This window comes from Paracoccus aerius (assembly GCF_014656455.1).
Lineage (GTDB): Bacteria > Pseudomonadota > Alphaproteobacteria > Rhodobacterales > Rhodobacteraceae > Paracoccus > Paracoccus aerius.
This window is the reverse complement of record NZ_BNCL01000030.1, coordinates 1-22,448: the sequence shown is the minus strand read 5'-3', so window position 1 is coordinate 22,448 and position 22,448 is coordinate 1. Positions and strand designations below refer to the sequence as shown.

The 22,448-nt window shown below is 64.7% G+C and carries 21 protein-coding genes; 7 read left to right on the top strand and 14 right to left on the bottom strand.

Going from position 1 to position 22,448, the window contains the following annotated elements; all coding sequences use genetic code 11:
- Nucleotides 1-339 precede the first annotated feature (339 nt).
- A complete protein-coding gene (locus IE224_RS18740) occupies nucleotides 340-1,995 on the top strand; it encodes an ATP-binding response regulator (protein ID WP_191312748.1) in 1,656 nt (551 codons plus the stop codon).
- Here the strand turns inward: IE224_RS18740 and IE224_RS18735 are convergent, their stop codons facing one another.
- Complete coding sequence (locus IE224_RS18735) at nucleotides 1,996-2,613, bottom strand: LuxR C-terminal-related transcriptional regulator (RefSeq protein WP_191312746.1); 618 nt, start codon at nucleotides 2,611-2,613, stop codon at nucleotides 1,996-1,998.
- Between the two features lie 209 nt (nucleotides 2,614-2,822).
- On the opposite strand from IE224_RS18735, the gene IE224_RS18730 reads away from it, so the two are divergent.
- The 5 genes from IE224_RS18730 to IE224_RS18710 all read left to right on the top strand — a co-directional run bounded on the left by IE224_RS18730 (nucleotide 2,823) and on the right by IE224_RS18710 (nucleotide 8,014).
- Nucleotides 2,823-4,109: an HlyD family secretion protein gene (locus IE224_RS18730; protein WP_191312744.1), complete on the top strand. Its 1,287-nt coding sequence runs from the start codon at nucleotides 2,823-2,825 to the stop codon at nucleotides 4,107-4,109.
- Nucleotides 4,106-6,238, top strand: coding sequence for a peptidase domain-containing ABC transporter (locus tag IE224_RS18725; RefSeq protein ID WP_191312741.1), 2,133 nt, complete (start codon nucleotides 4,106-4,108; stop codon nucleotides 6,236-6,238). Before IE224_RS18730 ends, IE224_RS18725 begins: the two co-directional genes overlap by 4 nt.
- 48 nt (nucleotides 6,239-6,286) lie before the next feature.
- Nucleotides 6,287-6,463 (top strand): hypothetical protein, encoded by a 177-nt coding sequence (locus IE224_RS18720; protein WP_158248031.1) that lies wholly within the window; start codon nucleotides 6,287-6,289, stop codon nucleotides 6,461-6,463.
- Nucleotides 6,464-6,465: 2 nt separating this feature from the next.
- Nucleotides 6,466-6,678 carry a hypothetical protein gene (locus IE224_RS18715; RefSeq protein WP_191312739.1) on the top strand — a complete coding sequence of 71 codons (213 nt, stop codon included), beginning with the start codon at nucleotides 6,466-6,468 and terminating at the stop codon, nucleotides 6,676-6,678.
- Nucleotides 6,679-6,772: 94 nt separating this feature from the next.
- On the top strand, nucleotides 6,773-8,014 hold the full coding sequence (locus tag IE224_RS18710; protein ID WP_191312737.1) for a radical SAM protein: 1,242 nt from the start codon (nucleotides 6,773-6,775) through the stop codon (nucleotides 8,012-8,014).
- 581 nt (nucleotides 8,015-8,595) lie between these two features.
- Here the strand turns inward: IE224_RS18710 and doeB are convergent.
- The 12 genes from doeB to IE224_RS18650 all read right to left on the bottom strand — a co-directional run bounded on the left by doeB (nucleotide 8,596) and on the right by IE224_RS18650 (nucleotide 21,011).
- The gene (gene doeB / locus IE224_RS18705; RefSeq protein ID WP_191312735.1) at nucleotides 8,596-9,609 is read right to left on the bottom strand and encodes a N(2)-acetyl-L-2,4-diaminobutanoate deacetylase DoeB; all 1,014 of its coding nucleotides are present in this window, start codon (nucleotides 9,607-9,609) and stop codon (nucleotides 8,596-8,598) included.
- Nucleotides 9,610-9,613: 4 nt separating this feature from the next.
- Nucleotides 9,614-10,795, bottom strand: coding sequence for an ectoine hydrolase DoeA (doeA, locus tag IE224_RS18700; protein WP_191312733.1), 1,182 nt, complete (start codon nucleotides 10,793-10,795; stop codon nucleotides 9,614-9,616).
- 11 nt (nucleotides 10,796-10,806) lie between these two features.
- Complete coding sequence (locus tag IE224_RS18695; protein ID WP_191312731.1) at nucleotides 10,807-11,775, bottom strand: cyclodeaminase; 969 nt, start codon at nucleotides 11,773-11,775, stop codon at nucleotides 10,807-10,809.
- Nucleotides 11,772-12,725, bottom strand: a complete 954-nt coding sequence (eutB, locus tag IE224_RS18690) for a hydroxyectoine utilization dehydratase EutB (RefSeq protein WP_191312729.1) — start codon at nucleotides 12,723-12,725, stop codon at nucleotides 11,772-11,774. Before eutB ends, IE224_RS18695 begins: the two co-directional genes overlap by 4 nt.
- Nucleotides 12,722-13,465, bottom strand: a complete 744-nt coding sequence (locus tag IE224_RS18685; RefSeq protein ID WP_191312727.1) for an aspartate racemase/maleate isomerase family protein — start codon at nucleotides 13,463-13,465, stop codon at nucleotides 12,722-12,724. The genes eutB and IE224_RS18685 overlap by 4 nt, the downstream gene beginning before the upstream one ends.
- Complete coding sequence (ehuD, locus tag IE224_RS18680; protein ID WP_191312725.1) at nucleotides 13,462-14,121, bottom strand: ectoine/hydroxyectoine ABC transporter permease subunit EhuD; 660 nt, start codon at nucleotides 14,119-14,121, stop codon at nucleotides 13,462-13,464. Before ehuD ends, IE224_RS18685 begins: the two co-directional genes overlap by 4 nt.
- Complete coding sequence (gene ehuC / locus IE224_RS18675) at nucleotides 14,121-14,780, bottom strand: ectoine/hydroxyectoine ABC transporter permease subunit EhuC (protein ID WP_191312723.1); 660 nt, start codon at nucleotides 14,778-14,780, stop codon at nucleotides 14,121-14,123. The genes ehuD and ehuC overlap by 1 nt, the downstream gene beginning before the upstream one ends.
- 60 nt (nucleotides 14,781-14,840) lie before the next feature.
- A complete protein-coding gene (ehuB, locus tag IE224_RS18670; RefSeq protein WP_229849456.1) occupies nucleotides 14,841-15,662 on the bottom strand; it encodes an ectoine/hydroxyectoine ABC transporter substrate-binding protein EhuB in 822 nt (273 codons plus the stop codon).
- 23 nt (nucleotides 15,663-15,685) lie between these two features.
- On the bottom strand, nucleotides 15,686-16,471 hold the full coding sequence (gene ehuA, locus IE224_RS18665) for an ectoine/hydroxyectoine ABC transporter ATP-binding protein EhuA (RefSeq protein WP_103173881.1): 786 nt from the start codon (nucleotides 16,469-16,471) through the stop codon (nucleotides 15,686-15,688).
- A 94-nt stretch (nucleotides 16,472-16,565) separates the two neighbouring features.
- Nucleotides 16,566-17,957: a MocR-like ectoine utilization transcription factor EhuR gene (ehuR, locus tag IE224_RS18660; protein ID WP_229849455.1), complete on the bottom strand. Its 1,392-nt coding sequence runs from the start codon at nucleotides 17,955-17,957 to the stop codon at nucleotides 16,566-16,568.
- Between the two features lie 104 nt (nucleotides 17,958-18,061).
- Nucleotides 18,062-19,495, bottom strand: a complete 1,434-nt coding sequence (locus IE224_RS18655) for an aldehyde dehydrogenase family protein (protein ID WP_191312719.1) — start codon at nucleotides 19,493-19,495, stop codon at nucleotides 18,062-18,064.
- 112 nt (nucleotides 19,496-19,607) lie between these two features.
- Nucleotides 19,608-21,011, bottom strand: a complete 1,404-nt coding sequence (locus tag IE224_RS18650) for an aminotransferase (RefSeq protein ID WP_191312716.1) — start codon at nucleotides 21,009-21,011, stop codon at nucleotides 19,608-19,610.
- Nucleotides 21,012-21,155: 144 nt separating this feature from the next.
- Here IE224_RS18650 and IE224_RS18645 point away from each other — a divergent pair, with 144 nt between their 5' ends.
- Nucleotides 21,156-21,617, top strand: coding sequence for an Lrp/AsnC family transcriptional regulator (locus tag IE224_RS18645; protein ID WP_191312714.1), 462 nt, complete (start codon nucleotides 21,156-21,158; stop codon nucleotides 21,615-21,617).
- 248 nt (nucleotides 21,618-21,865) lie between these two features.
- On the opposite strand, the gene IE224_RS18640 is transcribed toward IE224_RS18645, so the two are convergent.
- Nucleotides 21,866-22,177 (bottom strand): H-NS histone family protein, encoded by a 312-nt coding sequence (locus IE224_RS18640; protein WP_191312712.1) that lies wholly within the window; start codon nucleotides 22,175-22,177, stop codon nucleotides 21,866-21,868.
- Nucleotides 22,178-22,448 lie beyond the last annotated feature (271 nt).

Below are 22,448 nucleotides of genomic sequence, written 5' to 3'. Positions count from 1 at the left end.
GTTCCTCGACGACTTCGTTAGCGATCCTGAACTCGCGCAACGCTTCAAGGCTCAACCGCCGCGGTAACAATCGGCCGGTTACCCTGGAACGGCCTGCAGACCGACTTTGACTAGCGCCTGCCCCGCTGGCGCACATGGGGCCAAACACGCCCGTGCTCAAACCCTAGCTGCCCGTTCCGACCCTGGCTGCGCGCTGCCACGGCGATCGCGCATGCCACGCTGGCCTTGCGGTGCCAACTTGTGCCTTACTCCTCAGAACATTCAGCTGGCGTTGCGACTTCAGCAGAAACTTCACGCCTGTGGACCTGCGGCCCTGGGCCGCTACCAGGGTCTTCATCGATGGATCAGGATGTCGAGAGCATTTGGAAGTCCGAGCAGTCCCAGGCGATCGTCCGACTTTGCATTGCGGGCGCTGCGGCGGTCTATATTCTTGCAACCATCGGGCTTGGCTTGCTGACGTCCCAGACGGTCCTAGTCCTGCTGCCCTATATCTGTGTCTTCTTCATCGTCGCCGTTGCACTGTTTGTAGCAATCAATCGATGGCGTCGTGTGCACCACGGGCGCCGTGTCATCGCCATGCTGCTGGATTACGGCAGCATCACGCTGGTGCTGCTGTTGGGTGACGAGGTAATGCTGCCCATCTCGGCCACGCTGATCTGGATCACCGTCGGCTATGGCATGCGGTACGGCACGGGCTATCTTTTCGCCGGATCCGTTGCCTCGCTTACCAGCGTCACGGCGACAGCGGCTTTTTCCGATTTCTGGCGCGCGAACCCCTATCTGGTGGCAATGCTGGCGATCAGCGTTCTGATGGTGCCCGTCTATGCAAGCATCCTGCTGAAACGCACCCGTCTGGCTCATGAGGAGGCCATGGCGGCGAATCGCGCGAAATCGCAGGTTCTGGCGCAGGCAAGCCATGACCTGCGCCAGCCGATCCATGCCATCGGCCTTTTCACCAACTGCCTGCGCGCCGCCCCCCTGGGGCCGGACGAACAGGTGATGGTCGGCCGGATCGAACGGTCTTTGGACAGCATCTCGCGCCTTTTCCGGTCCCTTCTGGACCTGTCCACCTTGGACAGCGGGCGTGTCATCCCCCGGCAGGAGGTCGTGTCCCTGCACGATCTGCTGAGCGACCTTGCCGCGCAGAACAGCCAGGCCGCGCGATGGGCCCAAGTGGACCTGCGGGTGGTCACCTGCCGGCAGCACGTTTTCAGCGATCCCGCCCTGCTGAACACGATGGTGCAGAACCTCATCACGAACGCGGTGAAACATGCCCCCGGCGGTCCGGTGCTGATCGGCTGCCGGCGTAGGAACGGCAGAATAGCCATCGAGGTCCACGATCGCGGTCCCGGCATCCCCGCCGATCATCTGGACCGCATATTCGACGAATTCCACCGCGTCACCCGCGAAGGGTGCGATGTGTCCGGCGTAGGCCTTGGCCTTTCCATCGTTCGGCGGATGGCCGCGTTGCTGCAGCTTGTCGTCACGGCGCGTTCGCGGCAGGGCCTGGGTTCGACCCTGAGCATCGACGGTTTGCAAATGGCACCGCGGGAACTGCTTGCGTCCGATCGCACGCGGCGCCACCCGACGCCACTGAACGGGCTCAGGGTGCTGCTGATCGAAGACGATCCCGAGGTTCTGCACGCGACCTCGGCGCTGTTGCGAAAGTGGGGATGCCAGGTCAGGGCCGAACGAACATCGCCCCCGGATGATTGCCCGACGGACCTGATCATCGCGGACTTCGACTTGGGCGAGGGCGACAACGGCTGTCAGGTGATCGCTAAGGTCCGCGCTGATCGGGCCGAACATGTTCCTGCGATCCTGATCACGGGCCACGACGCCATCTCGCCCCATCCGCTGCTTGGGGACGACACTCCGGTGCTGTCGAAGCCTTTGCGGCCGGCCGAACTGCGTGCGGCGGTTGCGGCACAGCGGCTGGCCCAGCTTGCCGCCCGCGCAGTCGCGAAACCTGACCAGCCTGCCGCGACGGGCTGATCAAAGCCCTTCCTCCCCGGCTAGCGCGGCCGCTCCGGCGCGCGAACTGACGCCAAGCGCTTTGAGCACGCTGGACACGTGGATGCTGACCGTGAAGGGCGAGATGTCAAGCTCGCGGGCGATTTCTTTGTTCGAGCGTCCTGTCCGGATCAGCTTCAGGATCTCTCTCTGCCTGGGGGTTAAGGCGTCCAAGGGTCCGGGCGCGCGGTTCAGGCCCGGCTCGGCGTGCAATGTGACAACCGTTTCGCCATTGCAGATTGCCTCGATAGCGTCGCCGATGGCTTCGGGAGGAACATCCTTGCCGATGAAACCGTCGGCCCCTGATGCCATGGCGTGGTCGACCGTCCTGTCGTCGGTCAACATCGAGACCACGATAACCGTCGCCAGCCTGAACTCTGTACGCAACTCGCGGATCGACCGCTCGAGGTGGAACCCCGGAAAGATCAGATCCAGAACGAAGGCCGATGGCGGGGGGCCGGAGCGCGCCTGTTCCAGAAGTTCGCTCCACGTCCCGGCCTCGCATGCGGTGACATAGCCAAAGCGCTTCTGCACCAGCCGCCGGATGCCTTCCCGGAACAGCGGATGGTCGTCGGCGATGATGATCCTGTATTCGCCCATGCCGCCACGCCGTCGCCCTTTTGTTCTCTTTGGCCGATGATGATGCGCGAAAAGCTGCCGTCAACCCCGTCCGCCTAGTGCATCCTTGCTAGTGACCCCCTGAGTCCGGCCTCCCATTCTCATGGGAAGCCGACAGTGAGGCGTGGGGGGACGCTGGGATGCGATCGTGGGACAAGAGCGACATAGCGCGAAACCGTGCGGGCTGACCGATGGAATGCCCGCTGTTCCGCCCTGAATCCGTCGAAGCGCGCAGGCTGGCCTGGCTGGGACGGCCGATGGTGCTGAACGCGGTGCCGGTGTCCGCGTTTGCCGCCTTTTCGGTGCTGTTCACGGTCGGCCTTGCCGCCCTGCTGATCTTGGGCGATTACAGCCGCAGGGTCCAGATCGCCGGCCAGCTGCTACCCACCGACGGGCTGTCCCGGCTGACGGCGCCACAAGCGGGCCGCATTGTCGATCTGCGCGTGCAGGAAGGCGACGAGGTGTCGCGCGACGACGTGCTGTATCTGATCGGCATCGACAGCACGACGCGACTGGGCAACACCCAAGACAGCGTGTCCAGGCTTTTGCGCCGCCAGCATGACGAGTTGACCGGCAAGCTGCAGCGCCAGGCCCGGATCGACCGCCTTGAGAAGGCCCGGCTGGCCGACGACCGCATTGCCGCCCGTCGGGAGGCCGAGGCGCTGATCGCCGAGGTTGCCGCCATCGACGATTATCTGGCGCAACTGGACCGGACCGTCGAACAGCAGCAGGACCTGCTTTCCAAGGGACTGGCCCGCGCCAGCGATGTCGAAACCCGGCTGCAGTCGCGCAACGCCGAGCGGGCGCGACTGGCTGCGCTGAAGCGCGAGCGGTTGCAACTAGACGCGCAGATCGCTTCGCTCGGCCACGAGATCGACGGCTTCGATCTGGCTGCTGGCGAACGGCTGTCCGAAATCCGCCGCGCCATTCTGGACGTCGAACGCGAACTGTCGGAAACCGAGGCGCTGCGCGAGATCACGGTGCGCGCACCCCGTGATGGCGTCGTTACCGGTATCCTTGCGCAGCCGGGTCAGACGGTCGCCGCCGCCGATCCGCTGCTGACGGTGATGCCGTCGGACCGGCCTCTGGTCGCCAAGCTGCTTGTCACCAGCGATGCTATCGGGTTCCTGCGCACGGGTTCCCCGGTGCTGCTGCGCTATCAGGCGTTTCCCTACCAGAAGTTCGGACAGCATCCGGGGCGGGTGGCGGTGATCTCTCGGGCCGCGCTGAACCTGTCGGATCTTTCCAATATCCAGACCACACAGGGCAAGGCCGATACCGCCGGTCCGCTTTACCTTGTCACGGTTGAGCCCGACGCGCAGGCCGTGTCCGCCTATGGCCGCGAAGAGCCGCTTCAGCCCGGAATGCAGGTCGAGGCCCACGTGCTTGTCGACCGCAGGCCGCTTTACCAGTGGATCCTGGAGCCGGTCTTCAGCCTGCGCGGGACGCTTGCCGCCGCGTCAGGGACCGGCACATGAGCGCCGATCTTCTCCGGCGGTTATCGGGAGGCATGGCGACGCGCACGCCGGTCATCCTGCAGGCCGAGGCCGCCGAGTGCGGACCCGCATGCATGGCGATGATCGCGGGCCATTGGGGCCATGTGATCGACTTGGCTTCGCTGCGCCAGCGGCATCCGTCCTCAATCAAGGGGGCGACGCTGCGCGATCTCGTTGCGCTTGGCGCTTCGCTGGACTTGGCCGCACGGGCCCTGCGGATCGAGGTCGAGGACCTGAAGGCGCTGCGGCTGCCCGCCGTGCTGCATTGGGAACACAACCACTTCGTGGTCTTGGCGCGCGTGCATCGCCGCGGGGTGGTGGTCCATGATCCTGCCATCGGGCGGCGCGCCATTCCCATGGCCGAGGTGTCTCAGAAATTCACCGGCGTCGCCTTGGAGGCCTGGCCCAGCGAAGGTTTCCGTCCGGGGACCGAGCGGATGCGCATTCCCGTTCGCGACATGATCCGGCGGACAGCGGGCATCGGCCGAGCCGCCATGCAGATCTTGGCGATCTCGCTTGCGCTGGAGGTTGCCGTGATCGCCCTGCCCGTCGGGGTCGCGCTCATCCTGGATGAGGTTGTCGTCACCGCCGATGTCAGCCTGCTGACGGTTGTGATCCTCGCACTGGGATTGCTGCTGGCGCTTCAGGTTGCGGCAGGCCTTGCCCGGGCCTGGGCCACGATGATGGTCGGGACGGGACTGACCCTGCAATGGAAGGTCAGCCTGTTCGACCAGATGATGCGCTTGCCGTTGTCGTTCTTCACCAAGCGCCATATCGGCGACGTAGTGTCACGCTTTGGCTCCATCGATGCTGTGGAACGGACCCTGACGACCCGCGCCATCCAGTCGATCATCGACGGCGTGATGTCGGTCACGCTGGTCGCGATGATGTGGCTTTACGGCGGATGGCTGATCTGGATCGCTCTTGCAAGCCTAGCCGTCTATGCTGCGCTGCGCCTGGCCATCTATCGCCCCTACCGCACCATGGTCGAGGAATCGATTGTCCACGGCGCCCGGGAAACGACGCATTTCATGGAGTCGGTGCGCGGCATCTCCAGTGTCAAGGCGCTGAACTTGGAACCGCGCCGCCGCGGCATCTGGATCAATCACCTGGTCGATCGCGTCAACGCCGAACTGCGCGTCGAGAAGCTGGATGCGGTCTTTGCCGCAGCGGGCACCGGCGTGTTCGGCTTTGACCGGCTACTGGTGCTGTTCTTCGGGGCGCGGGCCATCGTGACGGGGGATCTCAGCATTGGGATGCTGGTGGCCTTTCTGGCTTACAAGGACCAGTTTGCCACCCGGGTGAATGCGCTGGTCGACACCGGGATCATGTTCATGATGCTGTCCCTGCACGGAGAGCGGATCGCGGACATCGCCTTGGCCGAGACCGAGGAACCACCGCCGGCATCCGCACCGGCGGCGCGCGCCCCGTCGGCAAGGCCCGCAACGCTGGAACTGCGGAACGTGTCGTTCCGCTATGCGCCTGAAGACCCCGACGTGCTGTCGGGCCTGTCGCTGCGGATCGCGGCGGGCGAATGCGTGGGCATTGCCGGGCCGTCCGGGACGGGCAAGTCTACCCTGCTGGCCATCGTCGCGGGACTGGCGCGGCCCAGTTCGGGTCAGGTGCTGGTGGACGGCGCGGACCTGGACCGGCTGGGCCGGGCGGCCTATCGCGACCGGATCGGCTGCGTCTTGCAGGACGACCGCCTATTCGCGGGGTCGATCCATGACAACATCGCGGCATTCGACCCCGAGGCCGGTCGGGACGCGGTGATCGCAGCGGCCCGTATGGCGTCGATCCACGACGACATCCTGGCCCTGCCGATGAACTATGAAACTATGGTCGGCGACATGGGCAGCGCCCTGTCTGGCGGCCAGCGTCAACGGCTTTTCCTGGCACGGGCGCTGTTCCGTAAGCCGGATATCCTGATCCTCGACGAGGCCACGAGCCACCTCGACGAGGAAAACGAACGGGCGATCAACGCCGCCGTTCGACGGCTCGACGTGACCCGCATCGTTGTTGCCCACCGTCCCTCTACCCTGGCTGCCACCGACCGGGTGGTGAACCTGGCCGAACTCCGGGGATGGGCGATGGACACGGCTGCGGAATGACCCTCCCGCCCCCCAAAAAGGGCGGGCCAACAGCAAGGAGAAGAAGACATGACGTTCACCAGGCGGATCACCCCGAACGACAACGGGGCGACACTGACCACGCTGCTGGAGGAGCATCTCGACCTCGTGTCGGGCGGCGCCAACCCCGGACCCGGCTGTTCCCACGATTCCAGAAGCTGCGGGCCGTCGCACAACAGCAACACCACCTGCCAGAAGCTGGAGTGATCATGGACCGGAAAACGACCTTGTCGCGGCTTCGGGACCGGATCGGTTCAAAGGCTGCACCCCAAAACCTGACCCCGCTGCTTGACGAACATCTGGAACGGGTGTCGGGCGGTCGAAACTGCGGCTGCGGCCACAGTTCGAACACGAACCATGCCTCGCAAGGCAGCGGAGGCAATCACGTATCCCAGACGCGACCGATGCAGCAGGCGCTTTAAAAACCGCCCTGCCGCTTGACGGGACAGCCTTCGGGCGCCCCTCGCGCATCGCCTTCGGGCGGTGCGCAGTCCGCCAAACCTCCAGAGGACCGCCATGAACAGCCCTCGACAGCACCGCTCGATCGACATCGTCGCCAAAATCACCGAACGCTGCAACCTTGCCTGTACATACTGTTATTTCTTCTTCGGCGGGGACGAAACCTGGCTTCGTCATTCGGCCGTGATGAAGCCCGACACCATCGAGGCACTGGCGCGCTTTCTTGCCCAGGGTGCACGAGAGCTGGAACTGGACGACATTTTCTTGGGCCTTCACGGCGGAGAGCCGCTGCTGATGAAGAAGCCTGCCTTTGACGCGATGTGCTCGCGGCTGCGCCAAGGGCTGCCCGACCATACCCGCCTGTACCTGGGTGTTCAGACCAACGGCATGCTGATCGACGACGACTGGATCGACCTGTTCCAGAAGCACGGTGTCAGCGTCGGGATCAGCCTCGACGGCCCCGCCGCAATCAACGACAAGGCCCGCATCGACAAGAAGGGCAACGGCAGCCATGCGCGCGTGATCAAGGGGTTGCGCATTGCCCAGCAGGCTGCACGGGAGGGGCGGATCGCCGCGCCCGGTTGCCTTTGCGTGATCGACCCCGATCAGGAGCCAGAAACGATCTTTGACCACCTGATCGGTGAACTGGGATTCGCGTCGCTGGACTTCCTGCTTCCGCGGGAAGGCCACGACACCACGATGCCGATCGACGCCGCCAAATGGCGCAGCTTCATGCGCCGCCTGGTTGCGCATTGGACAGACCCGGCGACACCGGATGTCCACATGCGGATTCTGTCCGAACCGTTGACGGGCATGATCGCCGACGAGGGGGTAGCGTGGCGCGACATGCGCCTTGGCAATCGCCACAACATCATCACCGTGACAAGCGACGGCGAATTAGGGCCGGACGACAACCTGAAGGGCCAGGATCTGCGGTTCCAGGAAACCGGAATGACCGTCGCGAACACCAGCCTGCGCGACTTCGTATCCTCTCCGCTGTGGAAGGAAATAGTGCGCGGCGCCGACACCATCCCCGCCCGTTGCGCGAACTGCGACTGGCAGCGGATTTGCGGCGGCGGCGAGATCTTCAATCGCTATGGCCGGGCTAGCGGCTTCAATCGTGAAAGCGTGTTCTGCGACGCCCTGGACGAGGCTTACCTGGCCCTAGCCCAATATGCCGTGGATCACGGCATCCCGACGTCCGAGATCGCAACGCGCCTTTCCGGGGTCCGCACCCATTGGGCACGGGATTTCATGGATCACGCGCCGGCAGCAGTGACGAACGGCACACCGACCTGATCGCCGTCTATGCTCTGTCGGATGCCCCGGTCTCGTCCCGCGCCTGACGTTCTGTTGCATCCAATTGCAGCTCGGAGGTCCGGAAGAGCTCTGACACACGGAATGCTTGCAGGGTTCATCCTTCGAAGTCAGCATGATAACTGAGCGGCATAAAGCAGACCGAAACCCGCCAACTGCATATGAACAGCCCCGCGTTCCTACGGGTGCCTTCACGGTCCAACGCACTTCCAAGGCATTCTCAACGACGTTCCGGATCGAACAGGTGTTATGGATCCGCCCGGGTATCTGGCAGCTTGGATGTCAGACGTGCCTTTAGCATTTCTTTGTCCTGGAGTTTCTTGGTCAGGAGGGCTTCACGAAGCTTGAGGTCCTCTCTGCCCCGGCCGCTCTGATGGCGTTGATCTTGTCAAACACGTGCCCGCAGGCGGAGGAAGGCCAAAGCAATTGATTCATCGCGGCCCAGACCTTCGCCGCGAACTGGTCCAGCGATGCCGGCTTTTGCAGAAGGTTCATGGCAGGATCGAGGACACTGTTATGCACAACGGCATTGCGAGGATATGACCTGCCACAGGATTTGTTTCCTATTCGTGCTCAACCTCCACGCCAATGACCGCTACGCAGTCGCCAGGCTTGACGATTCCAGGGAAATGCCGCGCCATCATCAGGCCGGACCGTCGGGCATGGACGGTGACAGGCGGCAGGCCGGTACGCGTTACAGGAAAGATGCGGGCAACCGGCTGGCCTTGGCTGACGGCATCACCCAAGTCGACCAGGAATTCGATTAGCCCGCCATCCTCGGCGAAGGTGAAGCAATCCTCGTCGGGCATGTCGAGCCATTGCGTGGGCTGTGCCTGAACCTCGCCCTGCATCACGCCTGCGGCGACCAAAAGGTTCCGCAGACCCCGTTTGGCGATGCCGGCGGTGCGCGCCGTCGCGGTGCCGCCGCCGCCCAGTTCGGTGGTGACGAAGGTCTTGCCCATCTCCTCGGCCGCGGTGTCGTACATGCCGACCGCGTCGATTTCAAGCATCTTGACCGACCAGGGCGCCCCGAAGGCACGCACCAGGTCGAAGGACTGCGCCTCCTGCCGCTTGTCGGGCAGGACATGGGCCGCGCAATAAGGCAGGAAATCCAGTGTCTTGCCGCCCGAATGGAAATCCAGCACCACATCGGCCATGGGCAGCAGCACACGCTGGAAATAATCGGCGATCTTCTGGGTCACTGTGCCGTCAGGACGGCCCGGAAAGCTGCGATTCAGGTTGCCCCGGTCGATGGGCGAGGTGCGCGTCCCCGCCCCGAAGGCCGGATAGTTCATCGCGGGCACGATGATGATGCGCCCGGTCACGTCATCGGCCCTGATGGTCGCCGCCAGGTCGAACAGCGCGATCGGTCCTTCGTATTCGTCGCCGTGGTTAGCGCCCGTCAGCAACGCCGTCGGCCCCTCGCCGTTGTTGACGACCGTGATGGGGGTCATGATCGACCCCCAAGCCGCGTCGTCGCGCGAATAGGGCAGGCGCAGGAAACCGTGGCTGACGCCAGGGGCCGAGAAATCCACCGTCGCCGTGATCGGCGACGGCGTCAGCTGCATCTGCAACATGGCCTCAGTCCTTCACGAACAGCTTGCGGGGGACCGATGCCAGCAGCTCGGGCGCGCCTTCGGTGATGATGATGGATTCGGTGATCTCCAGCCCCATCTCGTCGGACCAGAGGCCGGTCATGAAATGGAAGGTCATGCCCGGTTCCAGCACTGTCCTGTCGCCGGGACGCAGGGACATGGTGCGTTCGCCCCAATCCGGCGGATAGCTGACCCCGATCGGATAGCCGGTGCGCCCGTCCTTGACGATGCCGTATTTCTTCAGCACGGCATAGAAGGCGCCTGCGAACTGTTCGCAGGTATTGCCGGCGCGGGCGGCCTCAAGCCCGGCCTCCATGCCCTCCAGCACGGCCTTCTCGCCATCCAGGAACACCTGCGGCGGCTTGCCCAGGAACACCGTCCGCGACAAGGGCGCGTGATAGCGGTTGTGGCAGCCGGCGATCTCGAAGAAGGTCCCCTCGCCCACGCGCATCGGCCGGTCGTCCCAGGTCAGGTGCGCGGCCGCCGCCTCTCGCCCCGAGGGCAGCAGGGGCACGATGGCCGGATAGTCGCCGCCGAAGCCGTCGGTTCCCCGGATCCCCGCGTCATAGATTTCGGCCACCAGGTCGCATTTGCGCATCCCAGGCTCGATCTTCTCGAAGATGCGTTCGTGCATCTTCGTGACGATGGCGCCCGCCTTGCGCATGTAGTCCAGCTCGGTCGGCGACTTCACCGCCCGCTGCCAGTTCACCAGTCCCGTCGTGTCGCTGAAGCGCGCGTCGGGAAGGTGCCTTTGCAGCGCGGCAAAGGCGGCGGCGGTGAACCAATAGTTGTCCATCTCGACGCCGATGCGTTTCGCACCCCAGCCCTTGTCCGTCAGGATCTGCGACAGCAGGTCCATTGGATGCTTCTGGGTGTTCATGACATAATCGTCGGCATAGCCGATGACGTTGGCATCGGTCAGGTAAGCCGTGAAGCGCGCGCCGACCGCGTCCATGCCGCGCCCGAAGAAGATCGGCTCTCCGTCCGGCGGCACCACGACGCATTGGTGGACATAAAAGGACCAACCGTCATAGCCGGTCAGCCAGTTCATGTTGGACGGGTCGGTGACGATCAGCAGATCGACGCCCTTCGCCTCCATCGCGCGGCGGGTCTTGGCAAGGCGTTGCGCGTATTCCTCGCGCGTGAATTTCAGTGCGACATCTGTCATCGGGGTTGCTTTCAACGGGTGAAGGTCTGGCCGGCCCCTGCCTTGGCCGCGCGGCCCAGGGCAAGGGTGGCGATGGCGGTGTCCTGGATGCCGGTGCCGGTCAGGTCGGCCAGGGTGATCTGCGTGTCGTCGCTGCGACCGGGGGCTTGCCCCGCCAGGATCTGGCCCAGTTCCGGGAAACTGCCCTGCAGTCCGGCATGGGCCAACTCGCCCAATGTGCGGGTCTGCGACAGCCGGTCGGCGACGTAGTGGGCGGCAGCGACAAGGTCCGGGGCGATCTCGTTCTTGTGCTCGGCGTCCGATCCCATGGCGGTGACATGGGTGCCCGGCGCGACATGGTGCAGGATGGGAGAGGTCGCGGGCGTGGTGGTGACGACGATGTCGGCCCCGGCCGTTGCATCTTCCACCATCGCGGCGGCGGCGACGGGGATGGACAGGGTGGCGGTCATTTCCCTGGCAAAGGCCCGCGCCATGGCGGGATCGCGCGCCCAGACGGTCGCACCGGTCAGCGGCCGGACCAGCGTCAGGGCCTGCAACTGCATGCGCGCCTGCATCCCCGCCCCCAGGACCGCCGCTCGCGTAGCGCCCCTGCGTGCAAGCGCGTCAGCCGCCACGGCCCCTGCGGCGGCGGTGCGCACGTCGGTCAGGTAGCCGTTGTCCAGAAGCAGCGCCTCGACCAGTCCAGTGGTGGCGGAAAGGACCACCATCATGCCATTCGTCGAGGGCAGCCCAAGCGCCGGATTGCCGAAGAAGCCGGGCGAGATCTTGATGGCGAAATGAGTGAGGCCCGGCACATAGGCGGTCTTCACGTCCACCTCTCCGCGATGTTCGGGAATGTCCAGCCGCAGGATCGGTGGCATAGCCACGGGCTTGGTCGCAAGCGCCACGAAGGCGTCGCGGATGCAGGACACGGCCTCGGCGTCAAGCGGCACAAGCGCGCGCAGATCGGCCTCGGTCAGGATCTTCACCGGCGGTCTCATGCTGCCTCCGAGGCGCCGGACATGACGCGGGCGTGCAGGGCCGGGTCGATGTTGGCCCCGGACAGGATGGTGACCGTTGCACCGGCGGGAACGAATTTTCCAGCTAGAAGCGCCGCAGTGCCGACCGCCGCCGCACCTTCGACCATATGGCCCGCGCGGCCCAGGTGGCGGATGCCTTGGGCAATCTCGGCCTCGGTCAGCAGGATCACGTCGTCCAGCAGGTCGCGGCACAGCGGGAATGTCACGCGGTTCCCCAGTCCGATCCCGCCGCCAAGGCTGTCGGCCAGGCTGGCGGTCTCGGTGACCTCTACCGAGCGGCCCGCGCGGATGCTGGCCGCCATGGCCGCGCCGTTTTCCATGGTCAGGCCGATCACGCGCGTTCCGGGCGACAGCGCCTTGATGGCAACCGCGATACCTGCCGCCAGACCGCCGCCGGACAGCGGGACCAGCACCGCCTCGGGGGCGCCGATCTCCAGGCCGATGGTCCCCTGCCCCGCCACAACGTCGGGATGGTCGAAGGGGGGGATCTCGGTCAGCCCTTCCTCGGCCACGGCGCGCGCGATCTCGACCATCGCCTCGTCCTGGCTTTTGCCGACGATCCTCACCGTGGCGCCCAGATCGCGGATCGCCTGCACCTTGTTCGCGGGCACCAGTCGGGACAGGCAGATGGTGGCCGGAACGCCAAGCGTTTTGGCCGCATGGGCCACCGCGCGTCCATGATTGCCGGTCGAGGCCGTCACCACCCCCCGCACCTTTCCCTGCAGCGAAAGGATCGCATTCGTCGCCCCGCGAAGCTTGAAGGCGCCGGTGGTCTGGAGGTATTCGCATTTTAGCCAGATTGGCTGACCCAGACGTGCCGACAGGGCTGTATCCTCGACCAGCGGAGTCTCGACCACATGCCCCGCGATGCGGCGCGCGGCGGCGCGGATGTCGTCCATGGTGACGGTCATGCAAGCCTCATCAACTGGCCGGGACGGGCCGCGCCCTTGTCCCCGCAGGCCCGCATTGCCGACCAAAGCGTAGCAAGGTTTGCGGAGACGACGGGCAGGCCCACTGCATCCTCGATCCGGGCCGCGATCCCGGCGGCGCGAATGGCGGTGCAGGCGATGAACAGGGCCTGGCTGCCGGGCGCCACGGCGGCGCGGGCGGCCTCGATGATCGTCCCGTGGGACAGGCGGGCCATGGCGCGGTCATCGGTCATGTTCAGGCAAGACAGGCCTTGCAGCACGAACCCGCCGTCTTCGAAGCACTCGGCCATCGGCTGCGTGGTTGGCGGCGTGTAGGGCGTCAGCAGCGTGATCCGGTCGGCGCCAAGCGCCCGCAGCGCCGCGAACCCGGCCGAGATCGGCGTGATCGGTTCCGCCCCCGGCTTGCCCGCCCGGACCGCCGCGCGCACCCGGTCGTCGCCGATTACCACCGATGCCGAGGTGCAGCTATAAACCACGGCGTCCAGCGGCTCGTCCGGCAGGATCAGCGCCGCCGCCCGCGTCACGTCGCCCGCCATCGCGGCCAGGGTTTCCGGCGTGACCGGATTGGCAAAGGGGATCCGCGTGGCATAGACGCCGATGCCGCGCGGCGACAGGGCGGCAAAGTCCACCTCGGTCGTGTGGTCGGTCGCCAGCGTCACCAGGCCCACGCGGCGCGGCAGCGGGCGGTCGTCCAGCGTCAGCGGCAGATCCAGCACGGTCATTTGCCGACCCTTCCATAGTGGCGTTCCAGCCAGCGCAGCCCGATCACCGAAATCACGCTGACGATCAGGAACATCACGCCGACCATCGTCATCGGCTCGACATAACGGTACGAACTGTTGGCGACGGAACGGGCCTGGTTCATCAGTTCCAGCACGGTGATAGCCGACAAAAGCGGCGTTTCCTTGAACATCGCCAGCAGGTAATTCGCCATGGCCGGGATCATCGGCGGCACCGCCTGCGGCAGGATCACATGGATCCAGGTCTGGCGGGCGGTCAGGTTGCTGGCCTTCGCGGCCTCCCACTGGCCCTTGGCCACGGCCTCGATCCCGCCGCGATAAACCTCGGCCGTGTAGGTGGCGTAGTGCAGACCCATGCCGATCACCCCCGCCGTCAGGGCAGGCAGGCGGATGCCCAGATCCGGCAGGACGTAGAAGATGAAGTAAAGCTGCACCAGCAGCGGCGTGCCCCGGATGAACTCGACCACAAAGCCGGTCGTGCGCGCGACCGCACGGTTGCGCGACCGTCGCAGGATGGCAAAGACCAGGCCCAGCACGGCCGCCACCACGGCGCCAAGCGCGGTCGCGATCAGCGTGACCCGGAAACCCGCAAGAAGCTGGGGCAGGATCGACCAGGCGAAGTCCCAATCCCATTCCATCAGCGCACCCCGTCGAGGCCGCGCGTCACGCGCCGTTCATAGCTGCGGATCGCAAGCGACAGGACCGAGGACATTGCGAAATACAGCACCAGGATCGTGACGAAGGGCAGCAGGGTACTGCCGGTCTGGGACCGCACCACCTGCGCCTGGAAGGTCATGTCGGCCAGCGAGATCAGCGACACGACCGACGTGGCCTTCAGAAGCTCGATGGCGTTGTTGCCGAAGGTCGGCAGCATCAGCGGCAGCGCCTGCGGCAGGATGACATGGCGCATCCGCTGGAAACGGGTCAGGTTGACGGCGATGCAGGCCTCGTACTGGTCGCGCGGCACGGCCAGGATCGCGCCGCGCACGACCTCGGCCCCATAGGCGCCCACGTTCAGCCCAAGCGCAAGCACGCCTGCCTGCATCGGCGTGGGCGCCCAGAGGCCGGTCATGGGCAGGACGAAATAGATCCAGAACAACTGAACGAAGATCGAGGTGCCCCGGAAGAACTCGATATAGGCGGTGGACAGCCAGCGCAGCGCGGCAAGTCGCGAGATGCGGCCAAGGCCTGCGACGAACGCCACCACCAGGGCCAGGGCCGACCCCATCAGGGTCAGCTTGATGGTCACCCATGCCCCCTGAAGGATAAGCGTCAGATATCCAGACCAGTCGCCCATGCGCCGATGCCGCCTTTCTTCTGTCGGATGGATGGGCGGGATCCGGTCCCGCCCCCGTGATCATTCCTGCGCGCAGAGCGTCTCGCGGTTGGTCGAGATCGCGGCCTGGGCCGAGAAGCCGTAAGGCTCGATGATCCTGGCGAACTCGCCCGATTCCTTCAGCTTGGCCAGTTCCACGTCAAAGGCGTCGCGCAGGTCGGTGTCGCGCTTGTTGAAGGCGGCGCCGTCGCAATAGACAGGGGCGCCCACGACCGGGGCAAAAACTTCCAGCTTGTCGTCGCCTGATTTCGCCAGCAGGTCATTCAGCGACAGGACCGGCAGCGAATAGGCGTCGATCCGGCCGTCCTGCACCATCTTCAACCCCGATTGCGCATCGGGCACCACGATCAGACGGTCGCGCGGAACGCCGGCGTCAAGGGCCAGCTTTTCCTCGGTCCCGCCGCCGGGGGCGCCCAGGCGGGCTTCGGGATCATTGGCGAAATCCTCATAGGACTGGAAGCCCTTGGGATTGCCCGCCGGCAGCAGCAGCGCCTCGGCGTCGCAGAGGATCGGTTCGGAATAGGCCACCGCATCGCAGCGTTCGGGCTTCATGAACAGGCCCGCGGTAATGGCATCGACGCGGCCTGCCTGAAGGCTGGGGATCATCGCGCCGTAATCGAGGATGGAGGCTTCCAGATCTGCGACGCCAAGCGCGGCAAAGACCGCGCGCGCCACATCGGGCGCGGCGCCCGAGACCTTGCCGTCGGCGCCGATGGCGGTAAAGGGCGGCTCGTTGCCGATGGCGATGCGGACGGTGCCGGCATCCTTCAGGTCGTCCAGCTTGTCGGCCAGGGCGGGAAGCGGGGCTGCCAGAAGAACGGCAGCGATCAGGCATGTTTTCATCGTTCTCTCCTGTTGGGTGTCCATCACACGCGCTGTCCGGCAGCGATGATCTTGCGCAGGAAGGACTTCGTGCGGTCCTCTTGCGGCGCGGTGAAGATCTGGTCGGGCGGGCCCTGTTCGACGATGCGGCCCTTGTCGAAGAACAGCACGCGGTCGGCGAAATCGTGGGCAAAGCCCATCTCGTGCGTGACCAGCAGCATGGTCATGTCAGTCTCATTGGCCAGGCGCTTCATCACCTCCAGCACCTCCTCGACCAGTTCGGGGTCAAGGGCCGAGGTCACCTCGTCGAACAGCATGATCTGCGGCTGCAGGGCCAGGGCGCGGGCAATGGCCACGCGCTGCTTCTGGCCGCCCGACAACTGGCTGGGCATGTAGTCGGCCTTATCGGCCAAGCCCACCATGTCCAGCAATTCGCGGGCGCGGCGTTCCGCATCGGGGCGCTTTTCGCCCTTGGTCAGGATCGGCGCCATGGCGATGTTCTGCAGCACGGATTTGTGCGGAAACAGGTTGAAATGCTGGAACACCATGCCGATGTGGCGGCGCATCTTGTGCAGGTGGGCCTCGTCGGCCGGAACTTCGGCGCCGTTCTTCGTCATGTGGTAAAGCGGCTCGCCGCAAACCTCGATCCGGCCGCCCGAGATATCCTCCAGCGTCATCAGGATGCGCAGGATCGTCGTCTTGCCGGACCCCGACGGGCCGATCAAGGCCAGCTTCTCGCCCTTCATGACGTCGAAGTCGAGGCCGTCAATGACGGTCAGCGTCCCGAAGGATTTCCGAAGGTTCTGGATGCGGATGATCGGCTGGTCCAAGATGTCCCCCTGGCTGTCACCGCGACCTTTGACGCTGGATTAAATCAGGTCAATACAGAAAATAATATCATATCAATTTTAGCTGGGCCTTTGCCTAGCCGATCAGCGGAAGCAGCGGCTCGGCCGCGCTGCCGAGGCAGTCCGTCACCAGCGAAAGACCCTTGCGCAGGTCGCTGGCGCTGGTCGAACCCAGGGCGATGCGCACCGCATCGCGCCGCCCGCGGTCGTCGATCCGAAAGGCCCCGCCCGAGGCCACTGCGACGCCGCGACGCCGCGCCTGGGCCACGAAATCGTCCTCGTTGCTGCCAGGGGGCATTTCCAGCCAGAGGTGCAGGCTTTGCGGATGGGCGTGGAAGGATGCCTCGCCCAGAACCTCCTGCGCGATCTGGTGGCGTTCGCGCAGCGCCTCGCGCTGCCACAGGATCAGCCGGTCCACGGTGCCGTCCGTGATCCAGTGGCTGAGCAGTTCCACCATCGCAGGCGTCGCCATCCAGTTCGTGACCAGATGGCGGTTGGCGGTCGCAAGCGCGATGCGCGGCGGGGAAGCCAGCCAGGCGACGCGCAGGCCGGGCAGCGTCGATTTGGTGAAGCCGTTGACATAAAGGACTCGTTCCGGCGCTAGGGTGGCAACGGGCGGCGGACGATGCTCGATCATGCTGTTCAGCATGTCGTTCTCGATGATCTGGATGTCGTGGCGGCGGGCGACCTCAACCAGTTCGCGGCGGCGTTCCAGGCTGCTGACGATGGCCATCGGATTGATTGCGGAAGGCTGTATATAGACCGCGTGAAGGCTGCCCTTGCGGGCCAGATGGTCGAGGGCGTCGGGCAGGATGCCGTCCCGGTCGAAGGGCAGCCCTTCAAGGTGCAGGCCAAGGTATTTGGACAGGGGGATCAGAAGGTGGTGCGTCAGGGTCGCCGCCGCGATCGTGCCCCCTGCGGGAACCGCGCTCATCACGGCGGTGGTGACGGCCGAAGTTGCGCCATCGGTGATGGTGATGTTGTCCGCCGTCACATCCAGACCGTTCCGCCCCATCCAGTCCGCCGCGATCTGCCTGTGTCCGGGCATGACCGAACTTGGCCGGAACGCCAGGGCCGCCGATTCGGTCAGGTTGTCCGCCACCCAGTGCAGGCCCTTGCGGAATATCTCGACATGCCTGCGTTCGGTGACGGGCTTCAGGATCGACAAGTCGATCAGCGCGGCCTCTCTCTGGGCAAGATAGGGCGCGCGATTTTCCGACGCCGGGGAAAGCACGAAGGATCCCCGCCCCACCTCTCCGACCACAAGGCCGCGTCGGATCAGTTCCTCATAGGCGCGCGACACGGTCTGGACGGACAGGCCAAGATCATCGGCAAGCTTGCGATGCGGCGGAAGGCGGGCGCCGGCCGCGACGATGCCCTTGGCAATCGCCTGCGCGAACTGGTCGGCCAACGACTGATAGGCGGGACGACGCAGGGTCGCGGGGTTGGGAAGCCAGGACGTCATCATGATCCACGCCGAAGATGCATGGGGCATAATGACATGATTTCTGCAGGCCTGACCAGCGATGTATTTCGGTGCATGCCCCCGATTGAAGTGAATTTGTGCTGGTTTCAGGCCGGCCCGCGCCGATGCCGGCCGGCCACGGCCCTGTCGATGCAGACGACCTTGGGCTGGGTCATGTCCTCATAGGCGAAGCGGACGCCTTCGCGGCCCATGCTGCCATGCTTGAACCCGCCGAAGGGCATCGCATCGAAGCGGTAATCCGACGAGTCGTTCACCATCACGCCTCCCGCTTCGATCCGCCTTGCAGCGTCCAGCGCCAGGCCGAGATCTGATGTGAAGATCCCTGCATGCAGGCTGAAGTCGATGGCGTTGGCCATCTCGATTGCCGCGTCGAAGCTGTCGAACGGCTCCAGCGTCACGATGGGGGCGAAGGCTTCCTCGGACCAGATGGCCGCTTCATGCGGCACATTTTCCAGAACGGTCGGCGCATAAACGGCGCCTTCGCGGCGATGCCCGGTCAGGACGCGCGCACCAAGGGCCAGGGCCGCGTCAACGGCAGCTTCCGCGCGTTCCGCCGCAACGTCGGAGATCATCGGCCCCACATCGGTGGTTTCCAGCAAGGGATCGCCCGCGACAAGCCGGGCGGTGCGGGCGACGAAACGGTCGCGGAACGTGTCATAGACCTGCCGTTCGACAAGGATCCGCTGCGTGCCGATGCAGTTCTGCCCCGCGGCCCAGAAAGCGCCGGAAACCGATACCTCGACAGCGTGGTCCAGATCCGCATCCGCCATGACGATGACAGGCGCGTTGCCGCCCAGATCCATCGCCAGCTTCTTCAGCCCCGCCCCGCGGGCGATGGCCTCGCCGGTGCGGAAGCCGCCGGTGAAGGACACCATGCGCACCTCGCGCGCCGCGACAAGGGCCGCGCCCAGGTCCGCCCCTCCGACTGCGGTGGTGACGACCTCGTCGGGCAGCCCCGCGTCGATCAGCGCCTGCACCAGCGACAAGGCCGACAAGGGGGCCAGTTCCGACGGCTTGAGCAGGACGGCATTGCCCCCCGCAATGGCTGGTCCAAGCTTGTGAGCGACGAGGTTCAGCGGATCGTTGAAGGGCGTGATCGCCAGGATGATCCCCAAGGGTTCGCGGCTGAACCAGCCCATGCGGGATTCGGATCCGGCATAAGCGTCGAAGGGGACGACCTCGCCCGCGTTGCGGCGGACTTCCTCGGCCGAAAGCTTCAGGGTGTTGACGCAGCGCCGGACCTCCTTGCGGGCCTGGCGGATGGTCTTGCCGGCTTCGGCGGTGATCCGTCGGGCATGGACCTCGAGATCGGCCCTGATGCGGTCGGCGGCGTTTTCCAGGATCTCGGCACGCCGATGGCGTGGCAGGTCGCGGGCCAGGATCGCACCGCGGCGGGCCCTGTCCAGCAGCATCCCGGCATCGGCTGCCGAAGTCTGTACGACGGCGCCGACGAGCAAGCCGGAAAACGGGTTTCGGACGGTGATGTCGGTGGTTGCGAAAGACGAGATGGAGTTCACCATCGGCTCCTGTGACCTGTCAAAGGGTGCAAGGCATCGACTGCGGGTTCGAAGGAACCGCAGGACGGGGATCGGTCGGGGACGCCGTGGCGCCCCCGCCGGAAGGCATCTGCAATCAGGCGAGCGCGGTTTCGCCCGCAAGCTCGTCCATCACCTCGCGCGCGGCCTCGGCCGCCAGGCCGACGATCTGGTCCACTTCCTCACGCGTGACGACAAGGGGGGGCGCAAAGCCCAGGATGTCGCCATGCGGCATAGCGCGGGCAATCAGGCCGCGGGCACGCGCAGCCGCAGAAATCCGCGCGCCGACCTTCAGGCCCGCATCGAAGCGGGTCTTCTTCTCCCGGTCGGCGACGAACTCGACCGCCCCCATCAGACCGACGCCGCGCACCTCGCCCACGATCGGCATCTGGGCAAAGGCCTTGCGCAGCTCCGCCTGGAAGTATTCGCCCGTGATCCGCGCATTGCCCGGCAGATCCTCGCGTTCGACGATGTCCAGCACAGCATTGGCGCAGGCTGCGCCGATGGGATGGCCGGAATAGGTATAGCCATGCGAGAACGACCCGATCCGGTCCGCCGCGTCCTCCATAACCTGATAGACCTTCTCGCCCACGATGGCCGCCGACAGCGGGACATAGGCCGAGGTCAGGCCCTTGGCGACGGTGATCAGGTCCGGCTCCATCTCGTACTTGATGCTGCCGAACATGGCGCCGGTGCGGCCAAATCCGGTTACCACCTCATCGGCGATCAGCAGGACGTCATACTTGCGCAGCACCGCCTGGATCGCGGCCCAATAGCCTTCGGGCGGCGGGGTGATGCCGCCCGTTCCCAGCACCGGCTCACCGATAAAGGCGCCGACGGTATCCGGGCCTTCGCGCAGGATCAGGTCTTCAAGCTCCTGCGCGCGACGGGCCGAGAATTGCAACTCGGTCTCGCCCGGCTCGGCGCCCCAGTAATGATGCGGCGCGCCGGTGTGCTTGATCAGGCCCATCGGCAGGTCCATGTGATCGTGATAGAAGCTCATGCCCGTCATGGAGCCGGAGATCACCGAGCAGCCGTGATAACCGCGTTCACGGGAAATGATCTTCTTCTTGCCAGGCTTGCCCCGCAGGTTGTTGTAATACCAGACCAGCTTTGCCTGCGTCTCGTTGGCATCCGATCCCGACATGCCATAGAACACCTTGCTCATCTTGCCTGGCGCCATGCGGACCAGCCGGTCGGACAGGCGCGCAAGCTCCTCGGTCGTATGGGCCGCATAGCTATGGTAATAGGCCAGTTGATAGGCTTGGCGGCTGATCGCCTCGGCCACCTCGTCGCGGCCATAGCCGATGTTGACGCAATAAAGCCCGGCAAAGGCGTCGATCAACTGGTTGCCCTTGGCGTCCTGGATGCGGATGCCCTTGCCCCCAGTGACGATCGTCGGATCGCCCGTCTTGCCCGTCGCGAAATCCTTCAGCTGCGTGAAGGGATGAAGGACGCTGCGGCGGTCCATGTCGGCGATGTCGCGGATGTCGAGGCTCATGGGAATCCTTGATGTCAGATGATCGGCAGGTGACGCCAGATTACCCCCAAGTTAGCGCCTTGCATCAGTTGTTTTTCTGCAAAATCCGATATGAGATGCAGAAAAACTGCGCACTTTACACTTCTCAAATGGATTTATGTCGTCATGGACTTGGACAGCATTGACCGCCGCCTTCTTCAGGCGGTTCAGGAAAACAATCGCCTCCCGACCGAGCAACTGGGTGAACTGGTCGGCCTTTCCGCAACGGCCTGCCAGCGACGTCTCAGGCGGTTGCGGGCCGAAGGCGTGATCGAGGCGGATGTGTCGATCATCGCGCCCGAAGCCCTTGGCCGCCCGGTGCAGGTGCTGGTTCAGGTGTCCCTCGAACGCGAACGGGCTGACATCATCGACCGCTTCAAGGCGGCGATCAGGAAAACGCCCGAGATCATGACGGGCTACTATGTGACGGGTGAGGCAGATTTTATTCTGGTCGTGACCGCACGCGACATGGCCGATTACGAACAATTCACGCGCCGCTTCTTCTATGAGAACTCACACATCAAGGGCTTCAAGACCATGGTCGTCATCGACCGGGTCAAGGCAGGGTTTACGCTGCCAGTTGAATAAACATAAGCAGGAGGTTGAATGGCTCAAGCTCCCAGAATGGTAGGAAGGAGACCCCGGCTGCGCTTCGACTCAAGCGGTCAAGCAGTCAATACGAGGCTAAGACAATTGATTTTCATGCGCAGATGCTGGCTGCACATCCAATGGTCTCCCAAGCGACAACAGGTGTGGCTGAATCCATAAACCGGATGCAGGATAAGGCGCGTGCCTTAGCCAAAAATAACCCCCGATTGCGGAGGTTATCAGTGTCCTTAGATTGCGAAATCCTCGAGCGACTTTCCGGCTTCCAAGGCTTCGGCAATCCAACCGGGCTTGCGGCCGCGCCCGCTCCAGGTCAGCTCAGAGTTTTCCGGATGGCGGTATTTCGGCTCCGCCTTTTGCTTGGCGGGCTGAGCGGCCAGCATGTCTTCAAGCGAGGCAAAGCCCGCGGCCTTGGCGATCTCGGTCGCCTTCTGGATGGCGTCCTTCTTGCGGCGGTTCTCGAAATCGGCAATGGCGGCTGCGGATTTCTTGTTGATCTCTTTCAGCTGCTCGAGCGACAGCTCGTTGTAATTGATGTCCATGACGGTCTCCTTAAATGCCTTTCGCAATACAGAAACTATCGCTGACAGGAAAGCCTCTCATCTGCAGGGCAGGTTTGATCTACAACGATAAATCGATTTACTTGAGGTCGAGCTCAATCCAAACCGGCGCATGATCGCTGGCTTTCAGCCGACCTCGCATATCCCTATCAACACCGGCGTCTTTGAGCCTTGCTGCCAAATCGGGAGAGAGCAGCAGGTGATCGAGCCGCAATCCGGCATTCCGCTCCCAGGCTTGTCGCAGATAATCCCA

Bases quoted from the DNA above. Each gene is read 5' to 3' on its own strand.
- IE224_RS18740 (WP_191312748.1), top strand. From the start codon at position 340: ATGGATCAGGATGTCGAGAGCATTTGGAAGTCCGAGCAGTCCCAGGCG.
- IE224_RS18715 (WP_191312739.1), top strand. From the start codon at position 6,466: ATGGACCGGAAAACGACCTTGTCGCGGCTTCGGGACCGGATCGGTTCA.
- ehuR (WP_229849455.1), bottom strand. From the start codon at position 17,957: ATGATGACGTCCTGGCTTCCCAACCCCGCGACCCTGCGTCGTCCCGCC.
- IE224_RS18650 (WP_191312716.1), bottom strand. From the start codon at position 21,011: ATGAGCCTCGACATCCGCGACATCGCCGACATGGACCGCCGCAGCGTC.
- IE224_RS18655 (WP_191312719.1), bottom strand. From the start codon at position 19,495: ATGGTGAACTCCATCTCGTCTTTCGCAACCACCGACATCACCGTCCGA.
- ehuB (WP_229849456.1), bottom strand. From the start codon at position 15,662: ATGAAAACATGCCTGATCGCTGCCGTTCTTCTGGCAGCCCCGCTTCCC.
- IE224_RS18725 (WP_191312741.1), top strand. From the start codon at position 4,106: ATGAGCGCCGATCTTCTCCGGCGGTTATCGGGAGGCATGGCGACGCGC.
- eutB (WP_191312729.1), bottom strand. From the start codon at position 12,725: ATGACCGTCACCATGGACGACATCCGCGCCGCCGCGCGCCGCATCGCG.
- IE224_RS18735 (WP_191312746.1), bottom strand. From the start codon at position 2,613: ATGGGCGAATACAGGATCATCATCGCCGACGACCATCCGCTGTTCCGG.
- IE224_RS18685 (WP_191312727.1), bottom strand. From the start codon at position 13,465: ATGACCGTGCTGGATCTGCCGCTGACGCTGGACGACCGCCCGCTGCCG.
- doeA (WP_191312733.1), bottom strand. From the start codon at position 10,795: ATGACAGATGTCGCACTGAAATTCACGCGCGAGGAATACGCGCAACGC.
- ehuD (WP_191312725.1), bottom strand. From the start codon at position 14,121: ATGGAATGGGATTGGGACTTCGCCTGGTCGATCCTGCCCCAGCTTCTT.
- IE224_RS18695 (WP_191312731.1), bottom strand. From the start codon at position 11,775: ATGAGACCGCCGGTGAAGATCCTGACCGAGGCCGATCTGCGCGCGCTT.
- IE224_RS18730 (WP_191312744.1), top strand. From the start codon at position 2,823: ATGGAATGCCCGCTGTTCCGCCCTGAATCCGTCGAAGCGCGCAGGCTG.
- IE224_RS18720 (WP_158248031.1), top strand. From the start codon at position 6,287: ATGACGTTCACCAGGCGGATCACCCCGAACGACAACGGGGCGACACTG.
- IE224_RS18645 (WP_191312714.1), top strand. From the start codon at position 21,156: ATGGACTTGGACAGCATTGACCGCCGCCTTCTTCAGGCGGTTCAGGAA.
- IE224_RS18710 (WP_191312737.1), top strand. From the start codon at position 6,773: ATGAACAGCCCTCGACAGCACCGCTCGATCGACATCGTCGCCAAAATC.
- ehuC (WP_191312723.1), bottom strand. From the start codon at position 14,780: ATGGGCGACTGGTCTGGATATCTGACGCTTATCCTTCAGGGGGCATGG.
- doeB (WP_191312735.1), bottom strand. From the start codon at position 9,609: ATGTTGCAGATGCAGCTGACGCCGTCGCCGATCACGGCGACGGTGGAT.
- IE224_RS18640 (WP_191312712.1), bottom strand. From the start codon at position 22,177: ATGGACATCAATTACAACGAGCTGTCGCTCGAGCAGCTGAAAGAGATC.